The organism is Clostridium punense (genome assembly GCF_017874425.1).
Lineage (GTDB): Bacteria > Bacillota > Clostridia > Clostridiales > Clostridiaceae > Clostridium_J > Clostridium_J punense.
This window is the reverse complement of the sequence record NZ_JAGGLL010000035.1, coordinates 1-25297: the sequence shown is the minus strand read 5'-3', so window position 1 is coordinate 25297 and position 25297 is coordinate 1. Positions and strand designations below refer to the sequence as shown.

General features: G+C 32.0%; 28 protein-coding genes. 2 read left to right on the top strand and 26 right to left on the bottom strand.

Features of this window, described 5'->3' with window-relative positions; genetic code table 11:
- Nucleotides 1–54: 54 nt before the first annotated feature.
- From J2Z44_RS17335 to J2Z44_RS17325, 3 genes are all read right to left on the bottom strand, one after another.
- Nucleotides 55–264, bottom strand: coding sequence for a helix-turn-helix domain-containing protein (locus tag J2Z44_RS17335; RefSeq protein ID WP_021284291.1), 210 nt, complete (start codon nucleotides 262–264; stop codon nucleotides 55–57).
- 10 nt (nucleotides 265–274) lie between these two features.
- Nucleotides 275–727 carry a DUF2975 domain-containing protein gene (locus J2Z44_RS17330; protein ID WP_021284292.1) on the bottom strand — a complete coding sequence of 151 codons (453 nt, stop codon included), beginning with the start codon at nucleotides 725–727 and terminating at the stop codon, nucleotides 275–277.
- A 264-nt stretch (nucleotides 728–991) separates the two neighbouring features.
- Nucleotides 992–1804, bottom strand: a complete 813-nt coding sequence (locus tag J2Z44_RS17325) for a GNAT family N-acetyltransferase (protein ID WP_021284293.1) — start codon at nucleotides 1802–1804, stop codon at nucleotides 992–994.
- A 133-nt stretch (nucleotides 1805–1937) separates the two neighbouring features.
- On the opposite strand from J2Z44_RS17325, the gene J2Z44_RS17320 reads away from it, so the two are divergent.
- Complete coding sequence (locus J2Z44_RS17320) at nucleotides 1938–2084, top strand: hypothetical protein (RefSeq protein ID WP_021284294.1); 147 nt, start codon at nucleotides 1938–1940, stop codon at nucleotides 2082–2084.
- A 294-nt stretch (nucleotides 2085–2378) separates the two neighbouring features.
- On the opposite strand, the gene J2Z44_RS17315 is transcribed toward J2Z44_RS17320, so the two are convergent.
- From J2Z44_RS17315 to J2Z44_RS17210, 22 genes are all read right to left on the bottom strand, one after another.
- Nucleotides 2379–2864, bottom strand: coding sequence for a GNAT family N-acetyltransferase (locus tag J2Z44_RS17315; RefSeq protein ID WP_021284295.1), 486 nt, complete (start codon nucleotides 2862–2864; stop codon nucleotides 2379–2381).
- Between the two features lie 70 nt (nucleotides 2865–2934).
- A complete protein-coding gene (locus J2Z44_RS17310) occupies nucleotides 2935–4083 on the bottom strand; it encodes a VanZ family protein (protein ID WP_021284296.1) in 1149 nt (382 codons plus the stop codon).
- Nucleotides 4084–4503: 420 nt separating this feature from the next.
- Nucleotides 4504–5517 (bottom strand): ABC transporter permease, encoded by a 1014-nt coding sequence (locus J2Z44_RS17305; RefSeq protein ID WP_021284297.1) that lies wholly within the window; start codon nucleotides 5515–5517, stop codon nucleotides 4504–4506.
- Nucleotides 5501–6244: an ABC transporter ATP-binding protein gene (locus J2Z44_RS17300; RefSeq protein ID WP_021284298.1), complete on the bottom strand. Its 744-nt coding sequence runs from the start codon at nucleotides 6242–6244 to the stop codon at nucleotides 5501–5503. Before J2Z44_RS17300 ends, J2Z44_RS17305 begins: the two co-directional genes overlap by 17 nt.
- Nucleotides 6245–6472: 228 nt before the next feature.
- Nucleotides 6473–7519 carry a recombinase RecA gene (gene recA, locus J2Z44_RS17295; RefSeq protein ID WP_035319684.1) on the bottom strand — a complete coding sequence of 349 codons (1047 nt, stop codon included), beginning with the start codon at nucleotides 7517–7519 and terminating at the stop codon, nucleotides 6473–6475.
- Between the two features lie 188 nt (nucleotides 7520–7707).
- Complete coding sequence (locus tag J2Z44_RS17290; RefSeq protein WP_021284300.1) at nucleotides 7708–8211, bottom strand: CarD family transcriptional regulator; 504 nt, start codon at nucleotides 8209–8211, stop codon at nucleotides 7708–7710.
- A 41-nt stretch (nucleotides 8212–8252) separates the two neighbouring features.
- Nucleotides 8253–8561, bottom strand: coding sequence for a hypothetical protein (locus tag J2Z44_RS17285; protein ID WP_021284301.1), 309 nt, complete (start codon nucleotides 8559–8561; stop codon nucleotides 8253–8255).
- 358 nt (nucleotides 8562–8919) lie between these two features.
- Nucleotides 8920–9174: a hypothetical protein gene (locus J2Z44_RS17280; protein ID WP_021284302.1), complete on the bottom strand. Its 255-nt coding sequence runs from the start codon at nucleotides 9172–9174 to the stop codon at nucleotides 8920–8922.
- Nucleotides 9175–9667: 493 nt separating this feature from the next.
- Nucleotides 9668–10087, bottom strand: coding sequence for a response regulator (locus J2Z44_RS17275; protein WP_021284303.1), 420 nt, complete (start codon nucleotides 10085–10087; stop codon nucleotides 9668–9670).
- On the bottom strand, nucleotides 10068–12818 hold the full coding sequence (locus J2Z44_RS17270) for a PAS domain S-box protein (protein WP_021284304.1): 2751 nt from the start codon (nucleotides 12816–12818) through the stop codon (nucleotides 10068–10070). The genes J2Z44_RS17275 and J2Z44_RS17270 overlap by 20 nt, the downstream gene beginning before the upstream one ends.
- Before the next feature lie 170 nt (nucleotides 12819–12988).
- Complete coding sequence (locus tag J2Z44_RS17265) at nucleotides 12989–13972, bottom strand: protein-glutamate methylesterase/protein-glutamine glutaminase (RefSeq protein ID WP_051186156.1); 984 nt, start codon at nucleotides 13970–13972, stop codon at nucleotides 12989–12991.
- 51 nt (nucleotides 13973–14023) lie between these two features.
- Nucleotides 14024–14839, bottom strand: a complete 816-nt coding sequence (locus tag J2Z44_RS17260) for a CheR family methyltransferase (RefSeq protein WP_021284306.1) — start codon at nucleotides 14837–14839, stop codon at nucleotides 14024–14026.
- A 56-nt stretch (nucleotides 14840–14895) separates the two neighbouring features.
- The gene (locus J2Z44_RS17255) at nucleotides 14896–16629 is read right to left on the bottom strand and encodes a methyl-accepting chemotaxis protein (protein WP_209649873.1); all 1734 of its coding nucleotides are present in this window, start codon (nucleotides 16627–16629) and stop codon (nucleotides 14896–14898) included.
- A 21-nt stretch (nucleotides 16630–16650) separates the two neighbouring features.
- Nucleotides 16651–17145, bottom strand: coding sequence for a chemotaxis protein CheW (locus J2Z44_RS17250; RefSeq protein ID WP_021284309.1), 495 nt, complete (start codon nucleotides 17143–17145; stop codon nucleotides 16651–16653).
- Entirely contained in the window at nucleotides 17145–17333 is a 189-nt protein-coding gene (locus J2Z44_RS17245) for an aspartyl-phosphate phosphatase Spo0E family protein (protein WP_021284310.1), read from the bottom strand. Before J2Z44_RS17245 ends, J2Z44_RS17250 begins: the two co-directional genes overlap by 1 nt.
- 77 nt (nucleotides 17334–17410) lie before the next feature.
- Nucleotides 17411–19480, bottom strand: coding sequence for a chemotaxis protein CheA (locus J2Z44_RS17240; protein WP_021284311.1), 2070 nt, complete (start codon nucleotides 19478–19480; stop codon nucleotides 17411–17413).
- 37 nt (nucleotides 19481–19517) lie between these two features.
- Entirely contained in the window at nucleotides 19518–20114 is a 597-nt protein-coding gene (locus J2Z44_RS17235; RefSeq protein WP_021284312.1) for a TetR/AcrR family transcriptional regulator, read from the bottom strand.
- Between the two features lie 569 nt (nucleotides 20115–20683).
- Nucleotides 20684–21070 carry a hypothetical protein gene (locus J2Z44_RS17230; protein WP_021284313.1) on the bottom strand — a complete coding sequence of 129 codons (387 nt, stop codon included), beginning with the start codon at nucleotides 21068–21070 and terminating at the stop codon, nucleotides 20684–20686.
- Nucleotides 21071–21219: 149 nt separating this feature from the next.
- Nucleotides 21220–21972, bottom strand: a complete 753-nt coding sequence (locus J2Z44_RS17225; RefSeq protein ID WP_021284314.1) for an aminoglycoside adenylyltransferase domain-containing protein — start codon at nucleotides 21970–21972, stop codon at nucleotides 21220–21222.
- Nucleotides 21973–22065: 93 nt separating this feature from the next.
- Nucleotides 22066–22794 carry a hypothetical protein gene (locus tag J2Z44_RS17220; RefSeq protein ID WP_209649871.1) on the bottom strand — a complete coding sequence of 243 codons (729 nt, stop codon included), beginning with the start codon at nucleotides 22792–22794 and terminating at the stop codon, nucleotides 22066–22068.
- 48 nt (nucleotides 22795–22842) lie between these two features.
- A complete protein-coding gene (locus J2Z44_RS17215; RefSeq protein WP_021284316.1) occupies nucleotides 22843–23304 on the bottom strand; it encodes a hypothetical protein in 462 nt (153 codons plus the stop codon).
- 253 nt (nucleotides 23305–23557) lie between these two features.
- Nucleotides 23558–23899, bottom strand: coding sequence for a winged helix-turn-helix transcriptional regulator (locus J2Z44_RS17210; RefSeq protein WP_021284317.1), 342 nt, complete (start codon nucleotides 23897–23899; stop codon nucleotides 23558–23560).
- Between the two features lie 129 nt (nucleotides 23900–24028).
- Here J2Z44_RS17210 and J2Z44_RS17205 point away from each other — a divergent pair, with 129 nt between their 5' ends.
- On the top strand, nucleotides 24029–24427 hold the full coding sequence (locus tag J2Z44_RS17205; protein WP_021284318.1) for a pyridoxamine 5'-phosphate oxidase family protein: 399 nt from the start codon (nucleotides 24029–24031) through the stop codon (nucleotides 24425–24427).
- 134 nt (nucleotides 24428–24561) lie between these two features.
- On the opposite strand, the gene J2Z44_RS17200 is transcribed toward J2Z44_RS17205, so the two are convergent.
- Nucleotides 24562–25161 (bottom strand): nitroreductase family protein, encoded by a 600-nt coding sequence (locus J2Z44_RS17200; RefSeq protein WP_021284319.1) that lies wholly within the window; start codon nucleotides 25159–25161, stop codon nucleotides 24562–24564.
- Nucleotides 25162–25297: the final 136 nt, after the last annotated feature.

Genomic DNA, 25297 nt, shown 5'->3' with positions numbered 1-25297 from the left:
CCCCCAAATAAACCTTCCTCACAAATTCAAATTACTTTTCGAACTTAAAATTCCTTAAGTATCACTTCTATATTCTAAAATATCCCCTGGTTGACAGTCCAAAGCCTTACAAATCCCCTCTAAAGTTGAAAATCTAATAGCCTTTGCCTTTCCATTTTTAAGTATAGAGAGGTTTGCCATGGTTATTCCAACTCTCTCTGAAAGTTCTGTAACGCTCATTTTCCTTTTAGCAAGCATCACATCAACATTTATTATAATTGCCATGTTTTTCACCTCATATCGTCAATTCATTTTCAGACTTCATTTCTATAGCATCATGTAAAAGCCTTTGAAGTACAGCAGCAAACACTGCAATAACCATTGCTCCAAAAATAATGATTAATGGGAATGCCACAAGACCAGGCGCATCATCTGCATCTGCTATTGGGAATATGAATGGTACAATTACTAAGTATATAACACTGATTGTGTTTGCACAGTATTTTATATTCTTTAATGCCTTTACGGATAATTCTGAGAAAGCCTTATTCTTGTCGATATAGGTTAAAAGCTTAATAGCTTGGTAAAGAGCAAAGAAGAAAGTTAACGCCGATAGGTACACACCCATTATAATAGGAAAATGAATGTAGCCCACAAATCCAGGCACCCAAAATATACATAGGGCAAGAACGGGAATTCCAATAAGCGTAACAGCTATCTTTAAGAAAGTTGTTGAATACTTTTTCATTAAAAATCACCTCAAAATTATTTTATATGTCTATAATACCACAATATTTATTGTTTATCAATAAATACTTATTAAATTTAGGTATGTTTTTATTGACTCAACATATTCCTAGGTTAATTATAACATCAACTTCCCATATCCTTTGTTAATAGTAAGATGAGAAGCTACTTTGTAATTCCAGATGTAATGTTTGTAAGTGATAACTGAATATTTGTAAGTGAAACGCAACTTTTGAAATCCAAATGCAATGTTTGTAACCTACAACTAAATACTTAAAAACCTATATTCTGTAATCTCCCCGCAGTATTCATAGCCAATACTTTTATATATATGGTTAGGAACAACCTGTCTACGATCTGCATATAATATGGGCAAAAATCCACCACCTAGTAGCTCTTTTGTAATTTCGTGCACTAAGAACTTTCCATAACCTTTATTTCTCTCATTTCTATCTGTGAACACCCCATCAGTAAAGGCAATTTTACCATGTTTATGCACAGAAGCCATGGCAACTACTTTTCCATCTTCATTTCTCCAAACATGAAAATCCTTTTTAACTAGTTTTCGTTTTGCAAACTTTATGGCTTGCTCTGGTGTAAGAAGTCCAAAACCGATATCTTCCCAATTATCTCTAGAAAATATAGTAAGTGTTTCTAAATCACTTTCATTAACTTTGGAAAGGTGACCAGAACCTTTTTCAGGTTTTATAGTATTATGACAAACATAGGAATTTTTTGAAATGTTAACTTTAAATGAAATTCCAAAAATACGTGAAACCTCTTCTAGTATAGACTTAATATTTCTATCTTCTCCATCAACCATAAGATTAGGATTTAGTACTAACCTTTCTCCTATGATATTCACAACCTCTTTTATTTCATTACTACTTAACTGATTTTTAATATAAACCCATAAAGGTGATGTAGGACGTTGTTGTCCAATAATTATATTGTTATCATTTGTTATAAAAAAGGAATCCTTATCTTCTCCTATAGCATAAAACATAGTAAAAGGAATTACCTGTTCTTTAGGGATTAGCTCTTGAAAAACATGTTCTTTAACAGCAATACTTCTCATTGAAAATTCCTCCATAAAACGTAATTAATAGAATTATATTCAAAGAAATAAGGTAACAGTCTTTAGTTATATAATCACTGTAAAAATCTGCATAATAATTTCAGGAGCTTCCTATGGGCTTAGGGGAAATGCAATGTATTCACATATTTTAAGCATAAATGAGGGTGGAAGAGAAAAGGCTGTTAATGACTTTATGGACTCAAATTATAAAGGACTCAGCTTCCCAGTTAAAATGGTTTTTATTACTTTAATTACTGTATTAATTAGTAAGGTTATTTAGATAGTTATAATAAAGTAGGGTCATTCTTAGTATATTTTCTCACTAAATAAGAATAAATCCACTTTGTGCCATTCCTTTGAAATCAAATTCCAATTGAACAAATAAAATTTGTTGAACAAAGCTATTTTTCTAAATCTAGTGGTTGAAAAGCCATTCATTTGCCACTTATAAAAGATGTCGGAGCTAGAGTTTCTACACCGTTATTAAAGTATATAAAAAAGTAAGAAAGATTAAAGTTAAGTTTCCCTTCAACCCTTCTTACTTTTTTAATAATTATAGCTATTTAGGTTTTACTTACTTTGAATAAATATAGACTTCTGACTGCCACTGTTCTATCCATCCATCATATACAAAGCCTAATTTAAGCAATAAACTCTTCGAAGGAAGGTTTTCCTTATCAGTCATAGCTACTATTTCAAACTGTGGATATTCTTCTTTAAGTTTTGGTAATAAGCTCTTTAAAACCTCACTAACATATCCCTTTCTAGCATAGGCAGGATTAATTGAATATCCTATTGTAATAGTTTCTTCTTTTTTTGAAAGGTACAAATCTCCTAAAAGCTCATCTGTAACTTTGTCTGCTATAGCAAGTTGCATTCCCTTTTCTATATCTAAGGGCTTTATTAAAGCTTTTCTATACTGCTCTTTTGTTAATTTTTTAAAATCCTGATACTTCATCCACTGTTCATCATTTCTATAGGTGGTGAAGGAGTCTAAATCCTTTTCTTTAAACTCTCTTACTATGCATCTATCTGTTTCAATTTTTAGTTTGCTCTCCATTGTAAGTTTCTTCCTTTCTGTTTATAAAATAAAAAATATATGCACTAGTTAGCTTACTCTAATATACACTTTACTCTCTCTGCTTCATCTCATTATACTCCCTACCCTGTGCATCATAAAGCTTTATACTCAAGTCTTTGCTTTCTTTCCCATTAAAAACATTATACATATCAGTATTTTTATCTAAAGCTTCAAAACTAGGAAACGCTACAATAAAATATTTCTCTAATTTTAATTCTTCAACATAGGATTTCCCATTAAATTTTATTTCAATTTTACTTGCACCTTTGTTCTTTCCATACACTAAAACTCCCACTGAATTTTCCTCATGAATAGTTCGAATATCATAATCCCCCCTCATTTTTTCAAACTGACTACCTATTCCATTTTTATCCCATCTATTATTAAAAACTTTTTTTACGGAGATTAAGTCGATATACGTTCCCTCATCTTTAAGAAATAGCTTGTACCCTAAAACTTCTTTTTCAACTACAAAATCTTTATTAGGTCTATATTTAAATACCTCTCTAGCTATTTCCTCATTAGATAAATCTCCAGACATTGTAGAATTATAAACCATAGCAGCACTAAAAATTGTAACTATGCCTATCATAATACTTAGTGGTTTAAGTATAAGTTTTACCAGACCTCCATGAAATGTGCTAGTTATACTTGCAATTAATTTTTCAACTTTAGTATTTTTAACTAAATTATTGAATAAGTTAAAAATACCTAAGCCTAAGATTGTTCCTAGGGTATTAAAAATTAGGTCATCAACATCAGTTAAATTTATTGCTGTAAAAAACTGAATAATCTCTATGGTTAAGGATGTGATGAAGCCATATTTAGCTACTGCTCTAACATTATTCTTCCTTTGAAAAAGTAAAGGTATAAAAAAACCTAAGGGCATAAATAACAATATATTTCCTATAACATTATAGAATCCATACCCTATGCCCATGGTATTATTTTTAAACATCTTTATTGTTTCAACTAAAGGTATGTAATTAGTATGGAAGCTATGATAAAAGCTAAACTCCAACATAGCCCTTTTACATATGGTTAAACCGATTACCACTAGAAAATAAATGAAAAACACATTCACAACTATTTCTCTTTTCATATTTTTCTTCTGCATTTTCTTTAGTACTATAAATCTATAGCTTGACCAAATTACTATTAAAATCCCAGCTATAAATACATATGGTATTGATATCAAAATATACTCCCCCTTTAATCTCTTATAATACCCTACCACCCTTTTGCTTTAGTAAAATTATACCATAAGAAGCATATTATTGATTCCCCTTAAAAATTTATATATTTTCAGCAATAAATAAACGCACAAAATTGTTTTTAACTTCACTATGATTAATATACTGTTTAAAGAACCTGCACTGTTAGTTCCATGACATGAGGTTCATTCAAGTTATAGGCTATTTATTAACCCCCCATAATTTCAGTATTCGTTAATTTATATTACTAAAGATAAAAAAAGCTACCTTGTCTGCAAACAAAGTAGCTTTTTTATAATTAAGACTCATCATAAGTCAGAAATTAATATCCCAGAAAGGAGCAGAATATTTTGATGAATGCAGAAAGAATGTATAAATTTTGACTATAATAAGAAACCCTTAAATTATATACTTCTGTACTTTTTAAGTGCCACTACATTTATAGTACATAGCACTAATGCATAGCCCAGCAGTGCCACTAAGAATAACCAAATTGCACTAATACCTTGACCCTCCACCATGATAAGCTTTAGTGCCGAACAGCCGTAATAAATTGGTGTTAAGTAACACAGTTTACCAAGTCCATAAGGAATTGTGTCAAGAGGAATCAATCCTGAAAAGAAAATTTGTGGAACTATGATTAGTGGAATAAGCTGTAATACTTGAAACTCGGTTGTTGAGAAAATAGAAACAGTGGCACCAAATGCAACTGCAGCAATGGATGTTAGTACCATAGTAATAACAACCCAAAAGGCATTCCCTTCAAATGGAAGATGTAACACAAACATTGAGTACAACGAAACTAAAATAGCCTGAGCAACAGCAAATACGCTGTACCCTAAAGTGTAACCAAGTACTACTTCATAACGTTTTATTTGGGACATTAGCAAACGTTCAAGTGTACCTTGACTGCGCTCACGAACAAGTGCTGTTCCAGAAATTACAAACACAAGGAAAAACGCAAAAATACCTAAGAAAATGTATCCCATGGAATCAAATGTTGAAAAGTCAGAATCTCCATATACTCTGTTAATTTGCATTTTTGCTGTAGGGTTTAGTTCGGAAAGTGCATCTTGTATACAGTTCATAGCTTTGCCACTTTTTGTGTTAGCTTCAAGTATGTCAATTTTAGGTGATTGTCCGTTTAGTGAGAAAACAGCATCGGCTTTTTTGTCTTTTAAATAAAGTGTTTTATCCACATCATTTTCCATTGTGATGATGGTTGCATCTTGTTCTTTTAAAGCTGAAACAATCGGTGCAGGTATGGTTTTATCAACAGCAATAGTTGGGACATAACTGATATTCCCAAGTAATAATGAAAGTAAAGTTAAAATTAAAAGCGGGGCAAATAAAATCATAGCCACAGTACGCTTATCACCCATAACTTGGAGTATAACTCTCTTAGCTAGATTTAGCATTTGAAGCACCCCTTTCATAAGTTTCTGCAGCTATGAAGAATAGTTCTTCAATCTTGCCTGTTTTAGTTTTTGCAAGCAAGTTATCAACATTATCGTAGTTAATCAACCTACCATTATAAATTAGTGCCGCACGATCGCACTCAGAAACCTCATCCATAACATGTGTTGAAACTATTATGGTTACGCCCTGTTTTTTAAGTTTTTTTAGCTCGTCCCAAATAGATCTACGCAGAATTGGATCAATCCCTACAGTAGGCTCATCTAAAAGTAAAACTTGCGGGTTGTGAATAAGTGCCGCTGCAAGTGAAAGACGTTTTTTCATTCCACCAGAGTAGTTTGCAACTAACTTGTTTCTGTCACCTATTAGCTTAACAAGGTCCAATACTTCGTTTATCCTACTTTTCTGCTGATTAGCGGGCATCTTGTTCAGACCTGCAAAAAATTTGAGATTGTTCTCGCCTGTTAAATCGTCATAAAGGGCATCATTTTGTGGCATAAAACCAATTGTTTGCATAAGTTTTAAGTTTGGCACTACAATATCACCATACTTTATTTGACCCCTCTCAGCTTTGATCGCACCAATTAAGCAGCGAATCAAGGTAGTTTTCCCTGAACCTGAAGGGCCAAGCAAACAAACAATGTCACCTGAACCAATAGAAAAATCAATTCCATAAAGCACTTGCTTTTTATCGAAACTTTTGTCGATATGACTGATATAAATGTCCATGATAGCTCCTCACTTTCCAATAAACACTTATTGAATAATTATATGTGTATTATAATGCTAGGTATTCAGTTAATCAATCATCATTTTTCCTAAAATATCTATTAGAGTTCCTAGATTTACTTCTATCAATAGAATATCAATCAAAAATACTTTTTAGTTTATTTGAGGTACTTCATAATTAATTCCTCTAACTCTCCATCATTGTCATTAAGCGTTAATTGCCTTGAACTAACCAGCTTCCTCAGTGTGCTCTTCTACTACTTCTGCTATTGCCATTGTTTCCACTTGTGGCAGCTTATTTTTTTCTCTAATTAAACCTTCTATTTCTCTCGCTGTTTCAGGATTTTCCTTTAAGTAAACTTTTGAGTTTTCTCTTCCCTGACCTAGTCTTGTATCTTTATAAGCAAACCAAGAACCGCTTTTTTCAACTACGCTTTCATTAACGGCTAAATCAATTAAGCTACCTTCCTTAGAAATTCCCTCATTATACATTATATCAAATTCAGCTACTTTAAAAGGTGGTGCCACTTTGTTTTTAATTACTTTTATTCTAGTCCTGTTTCCTAGAGTATCTTCTCCCACTTTTATAGTATCAAATTTTCTTATATCAAGTCTTACAGAGGAATAAAATTTAAGGGCACGTCCCCCTGCTGTAGTTTCAGGATTTCCAAACATTATACCTATTTTTTCTCTTAGCTGATTAATAAATATAACAACACATTTAGATTTATTAATGGCTGCTGTAAGCTTTCTTAAGGCTTGAGACATTAATCTTGCTTGCAATCCAATGTGAGAGTCCCCCATTTCCCCTTCAATTTCAGCCTTTGGTACAAGAGCAGCTACAGAGTCAATGACAATTACATCCACAGCATTGGATCTTACAAGAGCTTCTGTTATTTCTAAAGCTTGCTCTCCTGTATCAGGTTGACTCACAATAAGCTCTTCAATGTTTACCCCAACCTTCTTTGCATAGGTTGGATCTAAAGCATGTTCTGCATCAATAAAGGCTGCAGCTCCACCCCTTTTTTGGGCTTCTGCAACAATATGCAATGTAACTGTGGTTTTACCTGAGGATTCAGGACCATAGATTTCAATTATTCTTCCCCTAGGTACTCCACCAACTCCAAGAGCTATATCTAAAGCCAAGGATCCTGTTGGAATAACCTCGATATCCATCATTTTATTGTCACCAAGCTTCATTATGGAACCTTTTCCAAATTGCTTTTCTATTTGATTCATTGCAGCATCTAGTGCCGCAATCTTTTCATTGTTAATTTGCATTATATTCAACGCCTTTCATTTTATAAGAATCACTGTCTACTCACTATTTTTTCTTTTTTATATATATTGCCACTTTCTAAAATGGGATTAAGAGAAGCATAACTCCCTTAGAGTCACAGTATTTTCTACATGATTATTATTTCTCTTGGACTAAGAGAAGGAACATTGCTTACTTAAATTTTCTATTGCTGGCTTATGGTTATGTTGACAATGATCTTATCATAGATTTCTTTATAAGTAGTGTTTAGTGACATTGCTAATTCAGAGAACAATATACGCTGAATAAATTCCAAGAGTCTTCTATCTTGCTCGTAGAGTTTTTTTCCTTTAGCTTCTGTTTTTAGCTTTTTGCGTAGTAGGGTATTAACTACTTTAGCAATTTCTCTGCGATTTCCTTCTTTTACAATCTCAGAATACAACTGCTCTCTATGACTAGTTAATTCCACCCAAGTTACTCCTGTCTGCTTAAAGGACTCTAAAATCTCTTCAGCTTCGTCTTTGTGGATAATCTCTAGCATTTTTACCTTGTCATTATCTACTGGAGTACTAATTTTAAGTTCAGCACTTTCTAAAGGGTGTAATACATAATACTTTTTAGTAATTCCTGAAATGGTGTTTTCACATATTTCATCAATTTTACAGATGCCGTGTCCAGAGTATATTATTAATTCTCCTATATTAAACATTTTTCTTTCTCCCTTCTTAAAATATCTACATTTTTAAGAAATTATGTTCTTTTTACACGCTTCTTCTTTGGCGGATTTAATTTCTCCATCTTTTCTCTTAACTCTTGTTCTTTGCGCTGCTTTTCTTTAAGAACTTCTTCCCTTTGTTGTTTTACCTTTAATTCTTGTAAGATTTCTTGTTCAACTATAGGGTTACTCACCTTCAAAAAGCTTTCAAATGCATCCGGATATAAAAACACTTTTGTTCCAAAACTCTCCTGAAACTGTACTGATATTTTGTTATCTTTTAACTCTATAATAGTTCCTGTACCAAAAACACTATGATTTACATTTTCATTTACTATGTTCATTACTGTACCCTCCTGTAAATTGTGTGTTTAACCATATTTAAAACTTAAGGTTTATCAGAATTCTATACATCTATTGTTTAATCCAGTAATCTTCGCTTCATATAACAAAGGGCTCTATTATGTAAAATCTTCTTCCATCCCTATTAGCCTAAATCATCCTACCATCTTACTAAAACTATACTTTTATCCACTAAGTATAGTAAACGTTTACATATTGACCTGTATAAAAATTTATACATCTCTATTAATTTAATATCCCCTGCTGCAGAGCCTTAAGTATAGCTATAAACCTTTCTTTGTAACCCAGCCATTAAGTCTATCCTGAAACATAGACTTTAAAAATTACTTTCATAATAGCTTAACCAATGCTATCTTTCCACGGCATTGCGCTATCATAATACTTATGAGCGATATACATTTGAACAGATTTATCTAAGGCTAACAATCTCTTATAGGCCTTGAGTAGTGAATCTTCATCTTCTTTCTTACTTCGCCTAAAAGGGCACTGCTCACCTTCACATTTAAAAAGTTTTAGCCTGGTGCATTTTCCTCTTTCTGATAAGGCACAGCAATTTGGAAACTTGCTTAAATCTGGCATTGTATATCTAGACATATTAACTACCCCCTCTCTAATAAATCTTAATAGTAGGAGTATATTGGTGTTAAGTTGAAATTATAACTCTTTAAGGTTGTAAAATTGTTTAAACGTATATAACCCCTTATGAGGTCTTCTCTTCAGCAATATGATTTTATCACAAAAAAATTCTTCGATGTAAGTAAAAAATTTTTGAACAGAGAACTTTTTTAATATATGCAATGAAGTATAAGACTCAATGGGCACTGTGATTTACCCTGGTCCCTTAAGGTTTTAAATCATAAATAAAGTGTTTTTACTATGAAATTTCTATAATTCTACTTATAGAAAAGCTGTGTTAAAATAATTCATAAATCATCTTATCACAGCTTTAAAATTTCACTTTTTCTTTAGATTATTTTACTCACAAGTATTTTGATAAACACTTATTCCTTATTTAAATTTTATCTTTATTCTCAAATTACCATCTTAAATCATGTAGCTATAGACTCCTTTAAGGTGATGTTAAATATTACCCTTCATATTTACTGCTTAGTATTTTTATGACTCCCAAGTTTTCCATTACTTCCACTAATTTCTCTGTATCAATTGGCTTAGCTGCGTAAGCCTCACATCCTAGCTCAAAGGCTTTTTTAACATAATCTGTCTCTGCAAGAGCAGTTATCATTATGATTTTTGCTCTTTTTTCTGGAAGCAGTCCCCTTTGACTTTCAAAATCTCTTATAGCTTTAAGAACCCTTACTCCATCAACCTTAGGCATCATTATATCTAAACATATTAAATCATAGGGACTTTTTTCCTTTACTGAAATTAGGTATGCATCTAAGGCTTCCATACCATCTACCACTACATCGCATTCCCCATACTGGGATAAAAACCTTGATAAAAATCTTCTACTTGTCATATCATCTTCAGCTATTAAAATTCTCATTATCTTTACCTCCTATAATTAGATTTTTATATAATTCAAAGATGTGCTTAACTTGTGAACCTCTTTCCATAGCTTCTTCTAAATTTCCACGCCTTGAGGATAACTCTACCTTAAAACAAATGGTTTTAAGTTCTTCGATTCCAAGTTCATTAGCTATAATTTTAATCCTATGAGCCAAAACCTCTATAGAATCTAAATCTTCTTTCATAATTGCACTACTAAAAGCTTCTACTAAAGAAGATAGTTCATTTACAAATAAAATTTCACTTTCGCTATAAACCTTAGCTTCCCCTTGCTTTATTACTACTTCTCCGCAATTATCAACGCATATGCTTACATCTTTTAAGTCTTCTTCACTATTTTTAATAAATAAACATTGGTTTATAGTATCAAAGAGTTCCTCAACTTTTATTGGCTTTGATATATATCCATCCATTCCTTGAGATAAAAATCTTTCCCTATCACCTTTAAGGGCATGGGCTGTCATGGCAATAATTGGAACACTTCTCTTAGTATTCATTTCTCTTATCTTTCTCGTAGCTTGAATACCATCCATTAGTGGCATTTGTATATCCATTAAAACTATATCATAGTGGGTTTTTTCATACATTCCTGTGGCTTCTAGCCCATTATTTGCTATATCAACTATAAATCCACGTTCTTTTAGAATCCTTGCTGTAACCATTTGATTTACTTTATCATCTTCTGCAAGCAAAACTTTATAAAGTTTATCTTTGCGAATAACATCTACCTTAGCAGGTTCCTTTGTTAAAATCTCACTTTCTCCTTGATTAAATCTTAGAGTAAAATAAAATTTACTTCCTGAGCCTAGGGTACTTTCAACCCACAGGTTTCCTCCCATAGTTTCTGATAACTGTTTTGAGATTGTAAGTCCAAGCCCTGTTCCACCAAATCTTCTTGTAAAGGACCCATCAACTTGACTGAAGCTTTCAAATATCTTTCCTAAGTTTTCTTCAGAAATACCTATACCAGTATCTTCAACCGAAAATTGTATTTCAATAAACTCCTGTGCTTGGTTTATTCTCTTTACCTTCACCCATACTTCTCCACTCTCCGTGAACTTAATAGCATTACTAATAAGATTATTTAATATTTGCTGTAATCTATTAGGATCCCCAACTATATATTCAGGTATGGTGGAGGAAAAAGAATAGTTTAGCTCTATGCCTTTGTTTAAAGCTCGATGACTATGGGCCTTTATAGTGTTTTCAATTAAGGCTTTTATATTGAAATTAATGTTCTTAATAATAAGTTTTCCAGCTTCCATTTTGGAAAAATCTAAAATATCATTTATTACTGTAAGCAGTTGGCCCGTACAAGACTTTACAATGTTTAAGTTCTCTCTTTGCTCATTATTTAAATCACTTAACAGCGTTAAATCTACCATTCCCACTATGCCATTTAATGGTGTTCTAATTTCATGACTCATATTGGCCAAAAATTCACTTTTAGCTTTATTTGCAGCTTCTGCTGCAATTTTTGCCTTTTGTAAAGCCTTTTGAGATTCTTCCCTTTCTGTGATGTCTAAAGCTGTACCAATGTACCCATCAAATTCTCCATCTGTATTATAAAAAGGCCTATTAATGGTTTCAAACCATTTGTAATTGCCTTTACTATCTAACAACCTATACTTTAAGCTATATGGCTGTCTATTTTTAAAAGAATTTATATGGATCTCCTCATTTTTTGCTTGGTCCTCTGGATGAAGATGTTTTACCCAATTATATTTAAGGCTTTCTTCTTTAGATAACCCTGTAAAATCACAATATTTCTTATTTACATACTCAGTTTCTCCCTTAGAGTTCTTTTTCCAAACCATGGAGGGAAAACTTTCAAACATATTTAAATAATAATCCCTTGATTTTATAATTTCTGTTTCTTTTCTTTTTCTATTAGTAATATCAAGTATAACAATTACAGCACTTCTTTTTCCATCTTCTAACATGGGAGTTATACTAGCTTTAAACCAAAGCTTAGTTATCTGCCCATTTCTCACAAAATCTTTGCTAAATTCGATATTGGTAGTTGATTTTTCTCTTTGAATTGCCTGGGCTACTCCATTTTTAATTTCGCATCCTTCACAGTTTATTCCACAGTTACAGCCATGACCACCAGTAAAACTCTCAATACAGAAAAAAGCATCCCCAAATTTCTTCCCAATACTTTGTTCCCAATTACTATCTAAAAATTTCAAAGCAGCACTATTGACCTTAGTTATAATTGAATTTTCATTAGTTACAACAATTCCAACTGGCGCTGAATTAAATACTTTATGAAAATTATTTTTCTCAGCTTTTAAGTTTAATTCCATAGTTCGTATTCTTGTAATATCTCGAAATACCATTACTGTTCCTAAAACTATTCTTTCATTACTTTTTATTTGAGAAATGTTTGCAGAAATATATTTAACATCACCATTTTTCGTAACCAACATAGAATCCTTTTTTAGCCCTGTTTTCTTTCCAGTCTTTAAAACTATTTTTATAGGACAATCTATGGTTTGTTTTGTCTTACCATCCATAAGTACAAATAATTCATATACCTTTTTTCCCAGAGCTTCTTTCTTACGCCATCCAGATATTTCTTCTGCTGCTGTATTAAAAAATATTATATTTTCTTCTACGTCTGTTGCAATAACCCCATCCCCTATGCTTTCTAGTGTGATGTCCCAAAATCTATTATTTGTGCTATTTAACATGTTTTCTATCACTTTATACACCCTTTTCTTCAAATAACAAATTGTCATAGTTTTAGAGCAATTCTTTGCTTTTAATCCCCTCTTCTGCTCTTATAGATTAATTATCCATAGAAAATACTACTTATCATCTCTTTTTCTATATAGAATTTTTATTAATTCTAATTACCTTAGCATTATATCATTTACTCCCTAATCATAGAGTATAAGGCTTTTGGTAAATTTTCTAAGGTACACTGCTTTTCTACAGCTCCAATATTAAAAGCAGCTTTAGGCATTCCATAGACCACAGAAGATTTCTCATCCTGTCCTATAGTTCTTCCACCCTTTCTCCTAAGATTTAGAAGTCCTTTAGCCCCATCATAACCCATTCCAGTTAGTATTATCCCTACCCCTCTTGGTCCAAGTTCTTTTGCCATGGATTCAAATAATACGTCAACAGATGGGCAATGTCCATTTACCTTGTCTCCACTAAATACCTCTACCTTATATTTGTCGCCAAACTTTTTTACTCTCATATGCTGGTCTCCAGGAGCAATTAAAACCTTCCCTTGTTCTATGTAATCTCCATTATGAGCCTCCTTGCAGTATAACTCTGTTTGAGCATTAAGTCTTTCTGCAAACATTCTAGAAAATACAGGTGGTATATGTTGCGTAATAACTATGCCTGGAAAATCTTTAGGTAACTGCTTTAATATGCTATATATTGCTTCTGTGCCACCTGTAGAAGCACCAATTGCAACTATCTTATCTGAGCCTACTTTAATATTATCTATACTCTTCATATTACTTAAACTATAAAGATTCTCCTGTAACTGAGCCTGTGAAGCAATTTTGATTTTCTCAATGAGCTCATAGAGAAATTTTTCAATAGCTGTCACAGAGCTAGAACTAGGTTTTGATATAAAATCTACAGCTCCTACTCTCATAGCATCAAATACAGCTTCACTAATGGTACTAACTACAATGACAGGTATGGGGTACTGAGGAAGCAGTCTTTTTATAAATTCAATTCCATTCATTTTAGGCATTTCTATATCACAGGTAATAACATCCGGCTCATATTTTAAGATTTTATCTCTTGCCTCAAAAGGATCCTGTGCTGTAGCTATGATTTGAATATAAGGATCAGAACCTAACCCTCTAGCCATAACCTCCCTAAAAAACATACTATCATCAACAATAAGAACTTTAATTCTTCTTTCAATGACCACTCTCCCCTACTCCTTTCTATAAACAGAAGGTCTCACGTATTTATATTTAGTACTTCCTCTGTTTAGAGATTCTGAATGCCCAATAAATAGATATCCTCCTGGCTCCGTAAAGTCATAAAATTTATTTACTAGCTCAGTTTTGGTTTTATTATCAAAATAAATCATTACGTTCCTACAAAATATAACCTGGAACTTCTTCTTAAAGGGAAAAACTTCATCCATTAAATTAAACTTTCTATATATAATTTCATTCCTTATATTATCAACAAGGACACTGCTTTCATTGTTAATTCTTCTAAAGTAATCTCTTCTCCATTCTAAGGGGAGAGAGGCTAACTCTTCATTAAGATATTCACCTTTTTTAGCCTTTTGGAGAACTCTATCTGAAATGTCTGTAGCCAATATTTTAGTATCCCAAAATAATTTTTCTTTTCCAAAATAATCACTAATTATCATTGCAAGAGTAGAAGGTTCTTCTCCAGAGGAGCACCCTGCACTCCAAACTCGCAAATCCTTATCTGTTATCTTATGCTTTAGGTATGGAAGAACACTATCTCTAAAATAATAAAAATGATCTGTTTCTCTCATAAAAAATGTATGATTTGTGGTAATTTTATTAATAAGCTGAATAGGGAGTTTTCCTGTTTTATCATTATATAAAAGATTAAAAAACTCTGAAAAGCTACTGCAATTATTTTCTATAAGCACATTATGAAGCCTTCCATTTACAAGGACTTTCTTTTCTTCCTTTAGGTTTATGCCATAATTACTTTTTATGTACTCTGCTAGCTGTTTAAATTCCTTTTCCGTTATTTCTATCATTATGGTCCACCTCGTTAATTGAGAGAGAGTCCTAAAGGACTCCCTCCTAATATAGATTAATACTTACCAAATTCATTATCACTCAAAACTATTTTTTTTGCTTTTGTACTAGTTACTGCTGCTTCCTCAAAGGATTTATTTTGCTCAAAATGCTTATATTTACTATTACCGTTTGCCATATTTTCAAGCATTTTTAAAACCTCTGGGTTTAACTCTTCCCTGCTGCTGTACGCTGAATAATTGGTTTTTCTTAATCTGAACTTTCCAACTTGTTCTCTTAACAATTCTGCTTGGCTAGATAACTCCTCACTTGCTGCTGCACTTTCCTCCGAGGTAGCAGAGTTTGTTTGAACCACCTCTGATACTTGCATAATTCCCTGATTAACTTGTGAAATACCTAGTGCTTGTTCATTAGAAGCTGTGGATATATCTCCAACTATACCTGCTACCCTTGTTATATCTGCAACAATTTTATTTAAAGCTTGTGCAGTTTCAGTAGCTATTTTAGTTCCACTTTCCACCTTCTTTATTGAACCCTCTATCATAGCTGTAGTCTCTTTAGCAGCACTTGCTGAGCGGGCTGCTAAATTTCTTACTTCCTCTGCCACCACTGCAAACCCTTTTCCATGTTGTCCAGCTCTTGCAGCTTCTACTGCAGCATTTAAAGCTAGTATATTGGTTTGGAAAGCAATTTCTTCAATAACCTTGATGATTCTTGAAATACTAGAGGATGATTCATTAATATCCTCCATAGCCCTCAGCATTTCCTTCATTTGGCCATTACCTTGAACAGCATTTTCTTTGGCAAGTTCTGCAAGTTCATTAGCTTCACTAGCATTTTCAGCGTTTAACTTTGTTTGTGCTGAAATCTCTTCTATAGAAGCAGTCAACTCCTCTATAGAACTTGCTTGTTCAGTAGCTCCCTGTGATAAATCCATGCTAGAATCTGAAACTTGCTTTGCTCCCGATGCCACTTGTTCAGAAGCATTACTTATATTGCTCATTACTTCATTTAAATTATTTGACATCTTTCTAAAGGCAGAAGCTAATACACCAACTTCATCCTTAGATTTTATATCTATACTTACATCAAGATCACCTTCAGCAATCCTATTAGCATTTGTAACTAGAAGATTTAGTGGTTTGCTTATTGCATTTGCTACTATAAATCCAAGAGAAATAGCAAATCCAATACCAATTATTATTGTGATAATCATAACCATAGTTTGACTTTTAAAGCTAGCCGCATTGGTATTAACAGCATCTGTAGCAAGTTTCTTATTGTAATCAATTAATTTTTGTAAATCACTATCAGATTTTAATCTAGCTTCTGTTACTTTATTAAGCACTGCTAAAGCCTCATCATATTTTTGTTCTTTGATTAAATTTAAATTACTGTCACGAGCTTCTCTATAGGAAGCTAAAGTATTCATAAAGTTGGTATAAAGACTTCTTTCTTCTTCATCTGCAATTGTTACTTCATACTTTTTCAGTAATTCATTATTGTTTTTTGATAAGGTAGCAATAGTATCTAATCTATTTTGAACTGTACTAGGCTCTTTTTCATAAATAGCTAGTAAATGAGTTGCACGAACATTCTCTAGAGAAGTTTGAATCTTTGCTAAATCTTGAGCAGGTAGGAAGTTAGCATTGTACATGGTTTCACTTCTACTATTCATATTTTCCATATTTGTTATTCCTACAAGTCCAACTATTCCAGTAAATACTGCTAAAATTATAAAACAAACAATAAGCTTAACCCTGATTTTTAAATTACTAAACCACTTCATTTATTTATCCCCCTAAATATGTTATATATTTTCTAAAGCTTCAACTTCATTATCATTAAGCAGCATATTACAATCTAGTAATAGTTTAATCTCATCTCCTACTTTGCCTATACCGTTTATATATCTACTACCTAACCCCTTGTTAAAATCTGGTGGAGGAACAATATGTTCCTCCTGAATTGATATTACCTCTGATACTGTATCAACTATAAGTCCTACTGAAGTTTCTTTAACTTCTACAACAATTACGCATGTCCTATCATTGTATTCCTTCATAGTTTTTTTTAATCGCAACCTTACATCCATTACAGGGATTATCCTACCTCGTAGATTAATAATTCCTCTTATATACTCTGGCATCTCTGGAACTTTAGTTATTTCTTGAATTCCTATGATTTCTGTTACAAATTTAATCTCAAGACCATAAACCTCATCTCCAATAGTAAAGGTTAAAAATTTATCCTTTTGCGTGTCTTCCTCCTCATATGTACTTAATTGTTCTATGATTGCAGCCACTATTTCCACATCCTTCCCGCATAATTCACATTTTTATTCCTATAATTTCTTGCTACATAAGAATCAGCAATCATCACCCTAACAATTTCTATGTCTAAATCCATACTAGCTTTTAATATTTCTTCACTATTACCATTTTCAATGGCTCTATAAAGTTTGTCTCTTAGTATTTCAATTATCTCATCCATCCTTAAGCCCCCCTTAGGCTTTATTTATGATTTCATTATTGTGATTTCGGTTGACATATATAAGCTTCTTTAATGCACTAAATTCTATTCAATAGTTCATTAATATCTAAAATAAGACTTATGCTTCCATCCCCAAGTAGGGTGCATCCTGCTAGTCCATTAACTCTTTTTATACTATTCATATAACTAGGTAATGATTTTACAACTACCTGCTGTTGTCCTATAAGTTCGTCAGCGAAAATGCATAGGGTTTTGCTATTACTTTCGCACATTATTAATATTCCATCATGGATTTTTGTAATACCTGTTTCCACTTTATAATGCTCATGAAGTCTTAATATAGGGAAGCACATTCCCCTAATCATAATCATTTCATTTCCCCCAGGAACTTTAAATACTTCCCCTTCCTTAGATCTAAATGATTCCTTAATTGATGTTGTAGGAATTGTATAACGTGATTTTCCAACCCTTATATTCATTCCATCAATAATAGCTAGGGTTAACGGTATCTTTAATGTTATGATTGTCCCCTTATCTACTTCACTTTCAACTTCAATAGCTCCTCCAACAGCCTCAATATTTTTAGCCACCACATCCATACCTACTCCTCTACCTGAAAACTCTGTTACAGCTTCTTTAGTTGAGAATCCCGGTAAAAATATTAAATTAAATATCTCTTTATCCGTCATTTCTTCTGGATCTTTAGTTATCAGACCATTTTCCAATGCCTTTTCAATAATCCCTGCCTTATTTAACCCTTTGCCATCATCCCTTATAATAATTAAAACTTCGCTTCCAGCATGGTTTGCTTCTAAAGTTATAGTTCCAGCCCCAGGTTTTCCTTTATTTAGTCTTTCCTCAACAGGCTCAATACCGTGGTCAACTGAGTTTCTTACAATATGCATAAGTGGATCTCCAATATGCTCAATTATGTTCTTATCAACCTCTGTATCCTCACCGATTATTTCAAGCTGAACTTCTTTACTTAATTTTTTACTCATATCCCTAACAATTCTGTTCATCTTTACAAAAGTTGGGCCTAAAGGAATCATTCTTATAGACATTACAACATCTTGTAATTCGTCTGTTATTTTTTTAAGCTGTCTTGCAGCTTTATTGAAGTTCTCTAGAGTTAACCCTGTTAAATCTGGATTTTCAGTAACCATAGACTCTGCAATAACCATTTCTCCAACTAAGTTCATTAACTTGTCCAGCTTTTCCACATTAACACTTATAATGCTTTGACTTTGATTAACATTTGTAGAAGGTGTTTCCTTATCAACTACTTCTTCAAGCTTAGGAATTTTCAATTCATTACTAGTACTTTTTTCCCTATTAATGTTAAGATACTCCTCATCACTTTGTAATTGAACTAATTCTAGCTTTTCTAAAAAAGCTGATTGCTTGAAAAAGTTATCCATAAAATCAAAGGATTCATCAGTCTTTAAGTAGATTGTAAAACCTTGTTTTTTAATAATTTCTGAGCTGTCATTATCCTCAATAATATCTTCAGGAACATGCCTAAATTCTTCTGTAATGTCCCTTAGGTTATGAGTAATAGTAAAAGCTCTTATGTTCTCCATCTCACATCCATCTTGAAAATAGATAGTTGCTCTGAAAGTGTTACGATTTGCCTTTATTACTGCTTTATTAGAACTTATATAAAATTGCTTCTTCTGGTTTTTAATACCACTGTTATTTTCCTCATTGTTTGTAGTTTCACTAAGTGAATTATTTATTTGTTTTAAATATTTCAAATATTCTTTTGTCTTTTCCACTAAAATCGTTGGATTACCGTCAGCCTCATCTCCATTTTTTATCTTTTCAACTTCTAATTTCATAAAATCAATTGCCTCAAAAACTAGGTCACAGAGTGAAGAAACCTCTATATTTTTAGGTTTTTCTTCTCTGATGAAATAAAATAACTCCTCAGTATTATGAGCAACAGTAGACATATTGTTATAAAGCATCATTGCTGCAGAGCTTTTTATAGTGTGCATTATTCTAAATATCTCATTAATAATTTCACTAGCGTAACCGCCTGATGTTTCTGCTTTTATAACTGACTGCTCTAGCTGTTCCAGTTGTTGTGAGGTTTCAAATATAAAAACCTCTTGCATAGGATCACTTATATAACTGGATGACAACCTTTTCACCTCCCGCTATAATCTTTAATACTAATATTTATCGATTGTTTTCTTTGAATGCTTTAAGCACAATATTTACCATTTCTAATGTTCTCTCCTTAATTGAAAAAGTAAAATTTGATAATCTCCATTTCAAACAAATCTCTCTAAATGCTCCAGTAATTAAGTCTTCAATTAGTTCAGTTTTTACTTCCCTTTGAAGAAACCCTTCTTCTTTACCCTTATCAATAGTTTTTAATAAGAAGTTTAATCGCTTATTTAGAATACTTCTTACTTTTTCTGATAGCTCCTCCTCATAAGCTAAAGTATCGTATGCTTGCACTAAACTTGTTATTGCTGGATAGTTTTCATAATACTCAGCGTAGGCAGTTATAAAATACGTTATTGTATCTACCGGATTAAGATTTTTATTTTCACTCGCTTCTATAATTGCATCATCAAATTGACTAAAATGGTCAAGAACAGCAATCATAATTTCTGTTTTATTCTTAAAATGTCTAAATAATGTTCCTTCTGATACCCCTTCCTTTTTTGCAATTATTTTTGTAGAAAGATTTTGAAGTCCCACTTCATTTATAGCCTCTATGGTTGAAATAATAATTCCTTCTCTTCTATGTATTAACGAAATATCCATTGAATCCCTCCATGCGGAGTGAACACTCACTCCTATAAAATAATTGTATCATTTTTGGGTAATTTGTCAAACTATTCTTTATAGTTAGCTTTTTTTACAATTCTAAACGCATTTCTTTTGATTTTTCCATTTTATTATTAAATTCATCTAAAATATTTAAATAAATTCATATTCAACAAAACATTATCTATTATAGGTTTTTTTAGTGAAATCTTAACTTATTCATGAAACATGCTGGTAAAAACCCTTGTATTAATATTTCATTTTGTAGCATTATTAAAATACTCAAGTTTATGAATAAATTAAATTTAGACCTTGATTTGCTATACAAGGGGGCTCTTTTTTCTGAACAGCTTATCTTATAAATTTTAAATCAAGAAATCATACTTTAAACCCCTATACACCCTTGTAGTTTAACGCACCTACAAGGCTTATAAGTCTACATATTGAATCTAAAACTCACCTATATGAAATCCTTGTGAGAGCCGTATCTGTTAAAAAATTAAATTAAATATATAGCAACTAACATGAAAATAGCATTGATGTTAGCAACATCAATGCTATTTTACCTAACATTTATTCTCAATATTATATCTTTTGGGCAACTTGTTTTTAAACTGATTATAGATTATCCCGAAATAAGGGTCATAACTTTTAACATCATCTAAAGTTTTAACTAAAAGGACCAATAGGTTTTTAGCCCAAAATACAGATTGATTTCTCTTATTAACATCTTCTCTCATGGTTTTTAACCACTGATCAATAACTTTAGCTGCTTCAATTCTAAGGATTTCTTCATTGTCAGGGTTTTCTTCCCTCACTTTATCTAAGCTCATAGCAAAACTATTAATAATTTCATCAATGATCTCAGCAACATGTGCTGCGTACTGACTTCCATCTCCTTGTTCTATGGCAAGTCTTTCTGTTATAGGTTTAAAATCAATATCTAAAATCACTAGTTAAAGCCTCCTTTAAATTACAATTAAAGTTATTCCTATATTGAAATAAAATCAACTCTTAGACTGTTAATGGCCTTACCTTCCGCTCTTTAAGGCTATTAAAATTTCTTAACATATGAGTTAAACCATTCAAACCTAAAATTTTTTCAATTAAAAATCTTGTCTAACATATATTCACAAAAGCTCCCAGCTTCATTCTTATTTATATTCATTATTATATCAGTTCTATAGCTATTCAAAGCCTCCTTAAGAAGGTTACTATACTCCTTAGGTAAGTTCTCTAACCCCCATAGGGCCCCTTGCTCCTTCGAAAGAATTAAATCCTCTTTTATGTAGGCTAAAACTCTACATAAATTTAACACTATATACATGGGATTATCCATTATTTCAATCTTAGCATTCTCTATATCCCCCTTAATGCTATCTATATAACTCTCCTTTGGTATTTTTCTGAAAACTTCCTCTATTGATTGTCCATACAAAACAATGCCCACATGTTTAATTATGGTGAAATGAGCAGCTAAATCTTTATCAGTTTTAATTTCTTCTCCACACAATAATAAAGGGTTTTCCAAATATTTTTCTAACCATTGCTTTGAATAATGAAGTTCATAAGGAGTAGGATATTTAAAGTTGGTGCAATATTCTTTAAGCACTACGCTCATTTCCAAGCCCTTTTTAGGAGCTTCGAGCCTTAAATCCTCTAATACCTTTAATAACTGGAGTTTTGTTTCTTGTGATAACCTTTCATTGATTACAACAATAAAATCTATATCACTCTTTTCCCAGTTAAAACAGTTGAGTGCAATAGAACCATGTAGGTAGATGCCTACTAAGTTTTCATTAAGAATTTCTTTATATTTTTTTAAAATTGAGTCCATAATAGTTTTGTAATCCATATTTCCTCCTTAAAGTGGCTCATATTATGAATTTTTTTCTAATGCTTTTGCATGTAAATTAAGAGTCCATCCCTAGTATTGTTATTATTAAGTTTAAATTGGTAGAGCAGCGATGATAACCCCTCCAGCAAATAAGCTTACTAAATTAGCTAAAAATGCGTATCCCACCATAGTAGCTTTTTGTCGTTCCTTAATAAGTAGTGGAAAAGCAATTACTTCAAATAAAAATACAAACCATTCTCCTATAAATAATTTGATAATGAGGTAACTTTCAATTACAAACCCGCCCCAATTCAACCAAAAGTTCAATGCCCCTTGTGTAAAAAGATTTATAAAAAGAAATATAATCCAGCTTCTCTTTTGTCTAAACCCAAGAAGCCAGAACACAATTCCTTCAATTATAAGTGTAAGTATTACTCGTATTACTACTAAGAGAATATCTCGCAGTTTAGATTTTCCTGGTATTAGTTGCTTATTAGCCATATCTAAGGTGAATACGTTATCATATTCCTTTAATGGTTCTGTAATTGTGCACTCAAAGCTCTCTTTTGCGGTTGATATTTTAAACTTATACTTGCTAAGTCCTCTAATTTCTTTCGAATAAAAAGCATAGTATCCTTCCCATGCACGCCTACTAAACCTAACATTTTCACTGACTGTGCCTGATTCCAATACAATTGAAAGATCTTTAGGTGGATTATTAACCAGTATAATCAATGCTGGTGGTTCTGCAGAGTTTGCTGTAGCTTTTATAGGAAAATTTAATATTATTAATGTGCATAGAAGCATAATTATCAGTAATGTTTTATCCCATTTTTTCATATTAACCCCATCCCTTTTAGTTATATTCAATAATAACCCTCTTATCTACTACTCAACGCATATTTTCACTAAATAATTAGCGTCATGAGTTCTATCCCAATCACCATTAATTATATAAACATATTCTCCTTTTTCTTTTGGCGCACTAAAATAATTATTTCCCTTCCAAGATTCTCTCTTATTAACTGGTATTTCTTCATTATTTACCATATGCAATGTTACTGTTTTTCTTGGTTGCTTTAATATTGTGTTAAACCTAAATTTAACTTTATCTCCACCTTTTACAGTAGTAGCTTTAATATTATCCGCTAATTTGGGTATAACATCACATATTCCAGAATTTCCTCCGCTATTTTTCGGAACCCAAATATAATCCCACTGAGCAGTTTCAACCTTGCTTCCATTATACGTTACTTTTATGCCAGGTTTTGAAAAAGGAATAATGTTTCTCACAATAATTAATACTATTAAAACTGCTAGGATTCTAATGATATTCTTTTTCAAATTCACAATTACACTTCCCCTTTATAATTATTGTTTCACAGTTAGCTCTAAGTAAATTATAACATAAATTACATTTTCTACATATTAGTAGTTAAATATAAAGTTAACTCCAAAATTACTCTTACTTCGTTTTTTCTTTAATCTCCACCTATTATGATTAAAGTTATTCCATCACTATTTTCAGCAAGGCAAAGATTTCTAGATAACAAAAAACCATAAAATTCACTATGAATATTATGGCTATAAAAAACTATTCAATTTAACCTTCTTCAGTCTGAAGAGATTCAATATACTTTTCTCCCAAAATTCTAACCTGCTCTAATACAGGCTGAAACTCCCTTCCCGAATCCGTAAGTGAGTACTCAACTTTAGGTGGAATTTCTGAATATACATATCGATTAACTAATCCAAACTCTTCTAACATTCTCAATTGCTTTGTTAATGTAGCTTGAGTAATACTTCCCATTGTCCTTTGCAATTCTCCAAATCTTAATGTTCCCTCATTCAAATGATACATTATTAAAATTGACCATTTTCCTGAAAGTAATTTTTGTGCAGTAAAGTATGGACACTTTCCAAAAAGGTTATCTATATTTTCCATGGTTTCTCCTCTTACAGTATCTTATTGGATACTTACATTACGAAAAAATCGTACTTGTTATTAATATTGTACATGCTATTATTATTGCATAATCAATTTTATCACAAAGTTAGGAGAGGAACAATAATTATGAAAAAAGCTTTAGAATTCTTACAAGAAAGTGGTACTTTTTACTTAGCAACTACTGAAGGAGATCAACCAAGAGTAAGGCCTTTCGGCGCTGTGTTTGAATATGAGGGAAAACTATATATTCTTACCAACAACACAAAAGAATGCTTTAAACAAATGCTAGAAAATCCAAAAGTAGAAATCTCTGCAATGAATAAAAATGGACAATGGATTCGTGTAACTGGAGAAGTTGAAAATGATGATAGACGTGAAGTTAAAGAATTTGCACTTGAAGCTCATCCATCTTTAAAAACACTTTATAGTGTAGATGATGGAATTATTTCAGTTTTATACTTTACAAAGGGTACAGCTACTATCTCTTCTTTCACAACTGCACCTGATACCTTCCCTCTGTACTAATAAAAATTAAAACACCCAACAGGAAAGTTTGAAATTATCCTTGTTGGGTATTTTTAAATTAAAACATTGTTTTCTATTATTTAAACCATTAAGTTTCTAGACTGCTTTTGACTATTTAACAGCTCTAAGTACTATTATTTAAATACCCTAACACGCTGTTCTATGGGTATATACTGCTTTTCATCTGGTTCTGCTGTTGGTTTTCCAAAAGGCATTTGTGCAATTAGCTTCCAGTTACTTTCTATATTCCACTGATTTTTCACTTGTTCTTCAATAATTTCATTATAGTGCTGTAATGATACTCCAAAACCTTCCACTTCTAGAGCTGTCCATATGATATATTGATTCATACCATTGGATTGCTGAGCCCAAATAGGGAAATTATCCTTATAAAGAGGGAATTGTTCTTGAAGTCCTTTAGTTATGGAGCTTTCTTCAAAGAATAAAACTGTTCCATATCCATTCTGGAAGGAATTAATTTTTTCCTCAGTAGGTTTGAATTTATCTTCAGGTACTATTTTTCTTAAAGCTTCTTTTGTAATATTCCATAACATATCGTGCTCATGTCCTAATAGTAAAACCACTCTTGTGCTTTGAGAGTTAAAAGCTGATGGAGCATATTTTACAGCATGTTCAACAACCTCTTGAATTCTCTCGTCAGAAATTACTGACTCCTTACCTATACCATAAAATGAACGTCTGTCTGCCACTGCAGAATAAAAATCTTTTTTCATGTTACTTCTCCTCCAATTTTATATAAATATTTTCTCCTATATATATAGATTTACCACTTGAAAACTTTAATTATTCTTTGTAGTACTCAAGGGGGTTGACTATACCCTTTACTAGTTCAATATTCTGATTTAAGTT

Excerpts from the sequence above, each read along its gene's own strand:
- J2Z44_RS17315 (WP_021284295.1), bottom strand. The coding sequence starts at position 2,864 with ATGGAGAGCAAACTAAAAATTGAAACAGATAGATGCATAGTAAGAGAG.
- J2Z44_RS17330 (WP_021284292.1), bottom strand. The coding sequence starts at position 727 with ATGAAAAAGTATTCAACAACTTTCTTAAAGATAGCTGTTACGCTTATT.
- J2Z44_RS17260 (WP_021284306.1), bottom strand. The coding sequence starts at position 14,839 with ATGATAGAAATAACGGAAAAGGAATTTAAACAGCTAGCAGAGTACATA.
- J2Z44_RS17245 (WP_021284310.1), bottom strand. The coding sequence starts at position 17,333 with ATGGATGAGATAATTGAAATACTAAGAGACAAACTTTATAGAGCCATT.
- J2Z44_RS17220 (WP_209649871.1), bottom strand. The coding sequence starts at position 22,794 with ATGAAAAAATGGGATAAAACATTACTGATAATTATGCTTCTATGCACA.
- J2Z44_RS17200 (WP_021284319.1), bottom strand. The coding sequence starts at position 25,161 with ATGAAAAAAGATTTTTATTCTGCAGTGGCAGACAGACGTTCATTTTAT.
- J2Z44_RS17285 (WP_021284301.1), bottom strand. The coding sequence starts at position 8,561 with ATGAACATAGTAAATGAAAATGTAAATCATAGTGTTTTTGGTACAGGA.
- J2Z44_RS17275 (WP_021284303.1), bottom strand. The coding sequence starts at position 10,087 with ATGAGAATTTTAATAGCTGAAGATGATATGACAAGTAGAAGATTTTTA.
- J2Z44_RS17335 (WP_021284291.1), bottom strand. The coding sequence starts at position 264 with ATGGCAATTATAATAAATGTTGATGTGATGCTTGCTAAAAGGAAAATG.
- J2Z44_RS17305 (WP_021284297.1), bottom strand. The coding sequence starts at position 5,517 with ATGCTAAATCTAGCTAAGAGAGTTATACTCCAAGTTATGGGTGATAAG.
- J2Z44_RS17325 (WP_021284293.1), bottom strand. The coding sequence starts at position 1,804 with ATGAGAAGTATTGCTGTTAAAGAACATGTTTTTCAAGAGCTAATCCCT.
- J2Z44_RS17320 (WP_021284294.1), top strand. The coding sequence starts at position 1,938 with ATGTATTCACATATTTTAAGCATAAATGAGGGTGGAAGAGAAAAGGCT.
- J2Z44_RS17235 (WP_021284312.1), bottom strand. The coding sequence starts at position 20,114 with ATGGATATTTCGTTAATACATAGAAGAGAAGGAATTATTATTTCAACC.
- J2Z44_RS17290 (WP_021284300.1), bottom strand. The coding sequence starts at position 8,211 with ATGTTTAATATAGGAGAATTAATAATATACTCTGGACACGGCATCTGT.
- J2Z44_RS17265 (WP_051186156.1), bottom strand. The coding sequence starts at position 13,972 with ATGTTTTTTAGGGAGGTTATGGCTAGAGGGTTAGGTTCTGATCCTTAT.
- J2Z44_RS17205 (WP_021284318.1), top strand. The coding sequence starts at position 24,029 with ATGAAAAAAGCTTTAGAATTCTTACAAGAAAGTGGTACTTTTTACTTA.
- J2Z44_RS17210 (WP_021284317.1), bottom strand. The coding sequence starts at position 23,899 with ATGGAAAATATAGATAACCTTTTTGGAAAGTGTCCATACTTTACTGCA.
- J2Z44_RS17300 (WP_021284298.1), bottom strand. The coding sequence starts at position 6,244 with ATGGACATTTATATCAGTCATATCGACAAAAGTTTCGATAAAAAGCAA.
- J2Z44_RS17225 (WP_021284314.1), bottom strand. The coding sequence starts at position 21,972 with ATGGATTACAAAACTATTATGGACTCAATTTTAAAAAAATATAAAGAA.
- J2Z44_RS17280 (WP_021284302.1), bottom strand. The coding sequence starts at position 9,174 with ATGTCTAGATATACAATGCCAGATTTAAGCAAGTTTCCAAATTGCTGT.
- J2Z44_RS17255 (WP_209649873.1), bottom strand. The coding sequence starts at position 16,629 with ATGAAGTGGTTTAGTAATTTAAAAATCAGGGTTAAGCTTATTGTTTGT.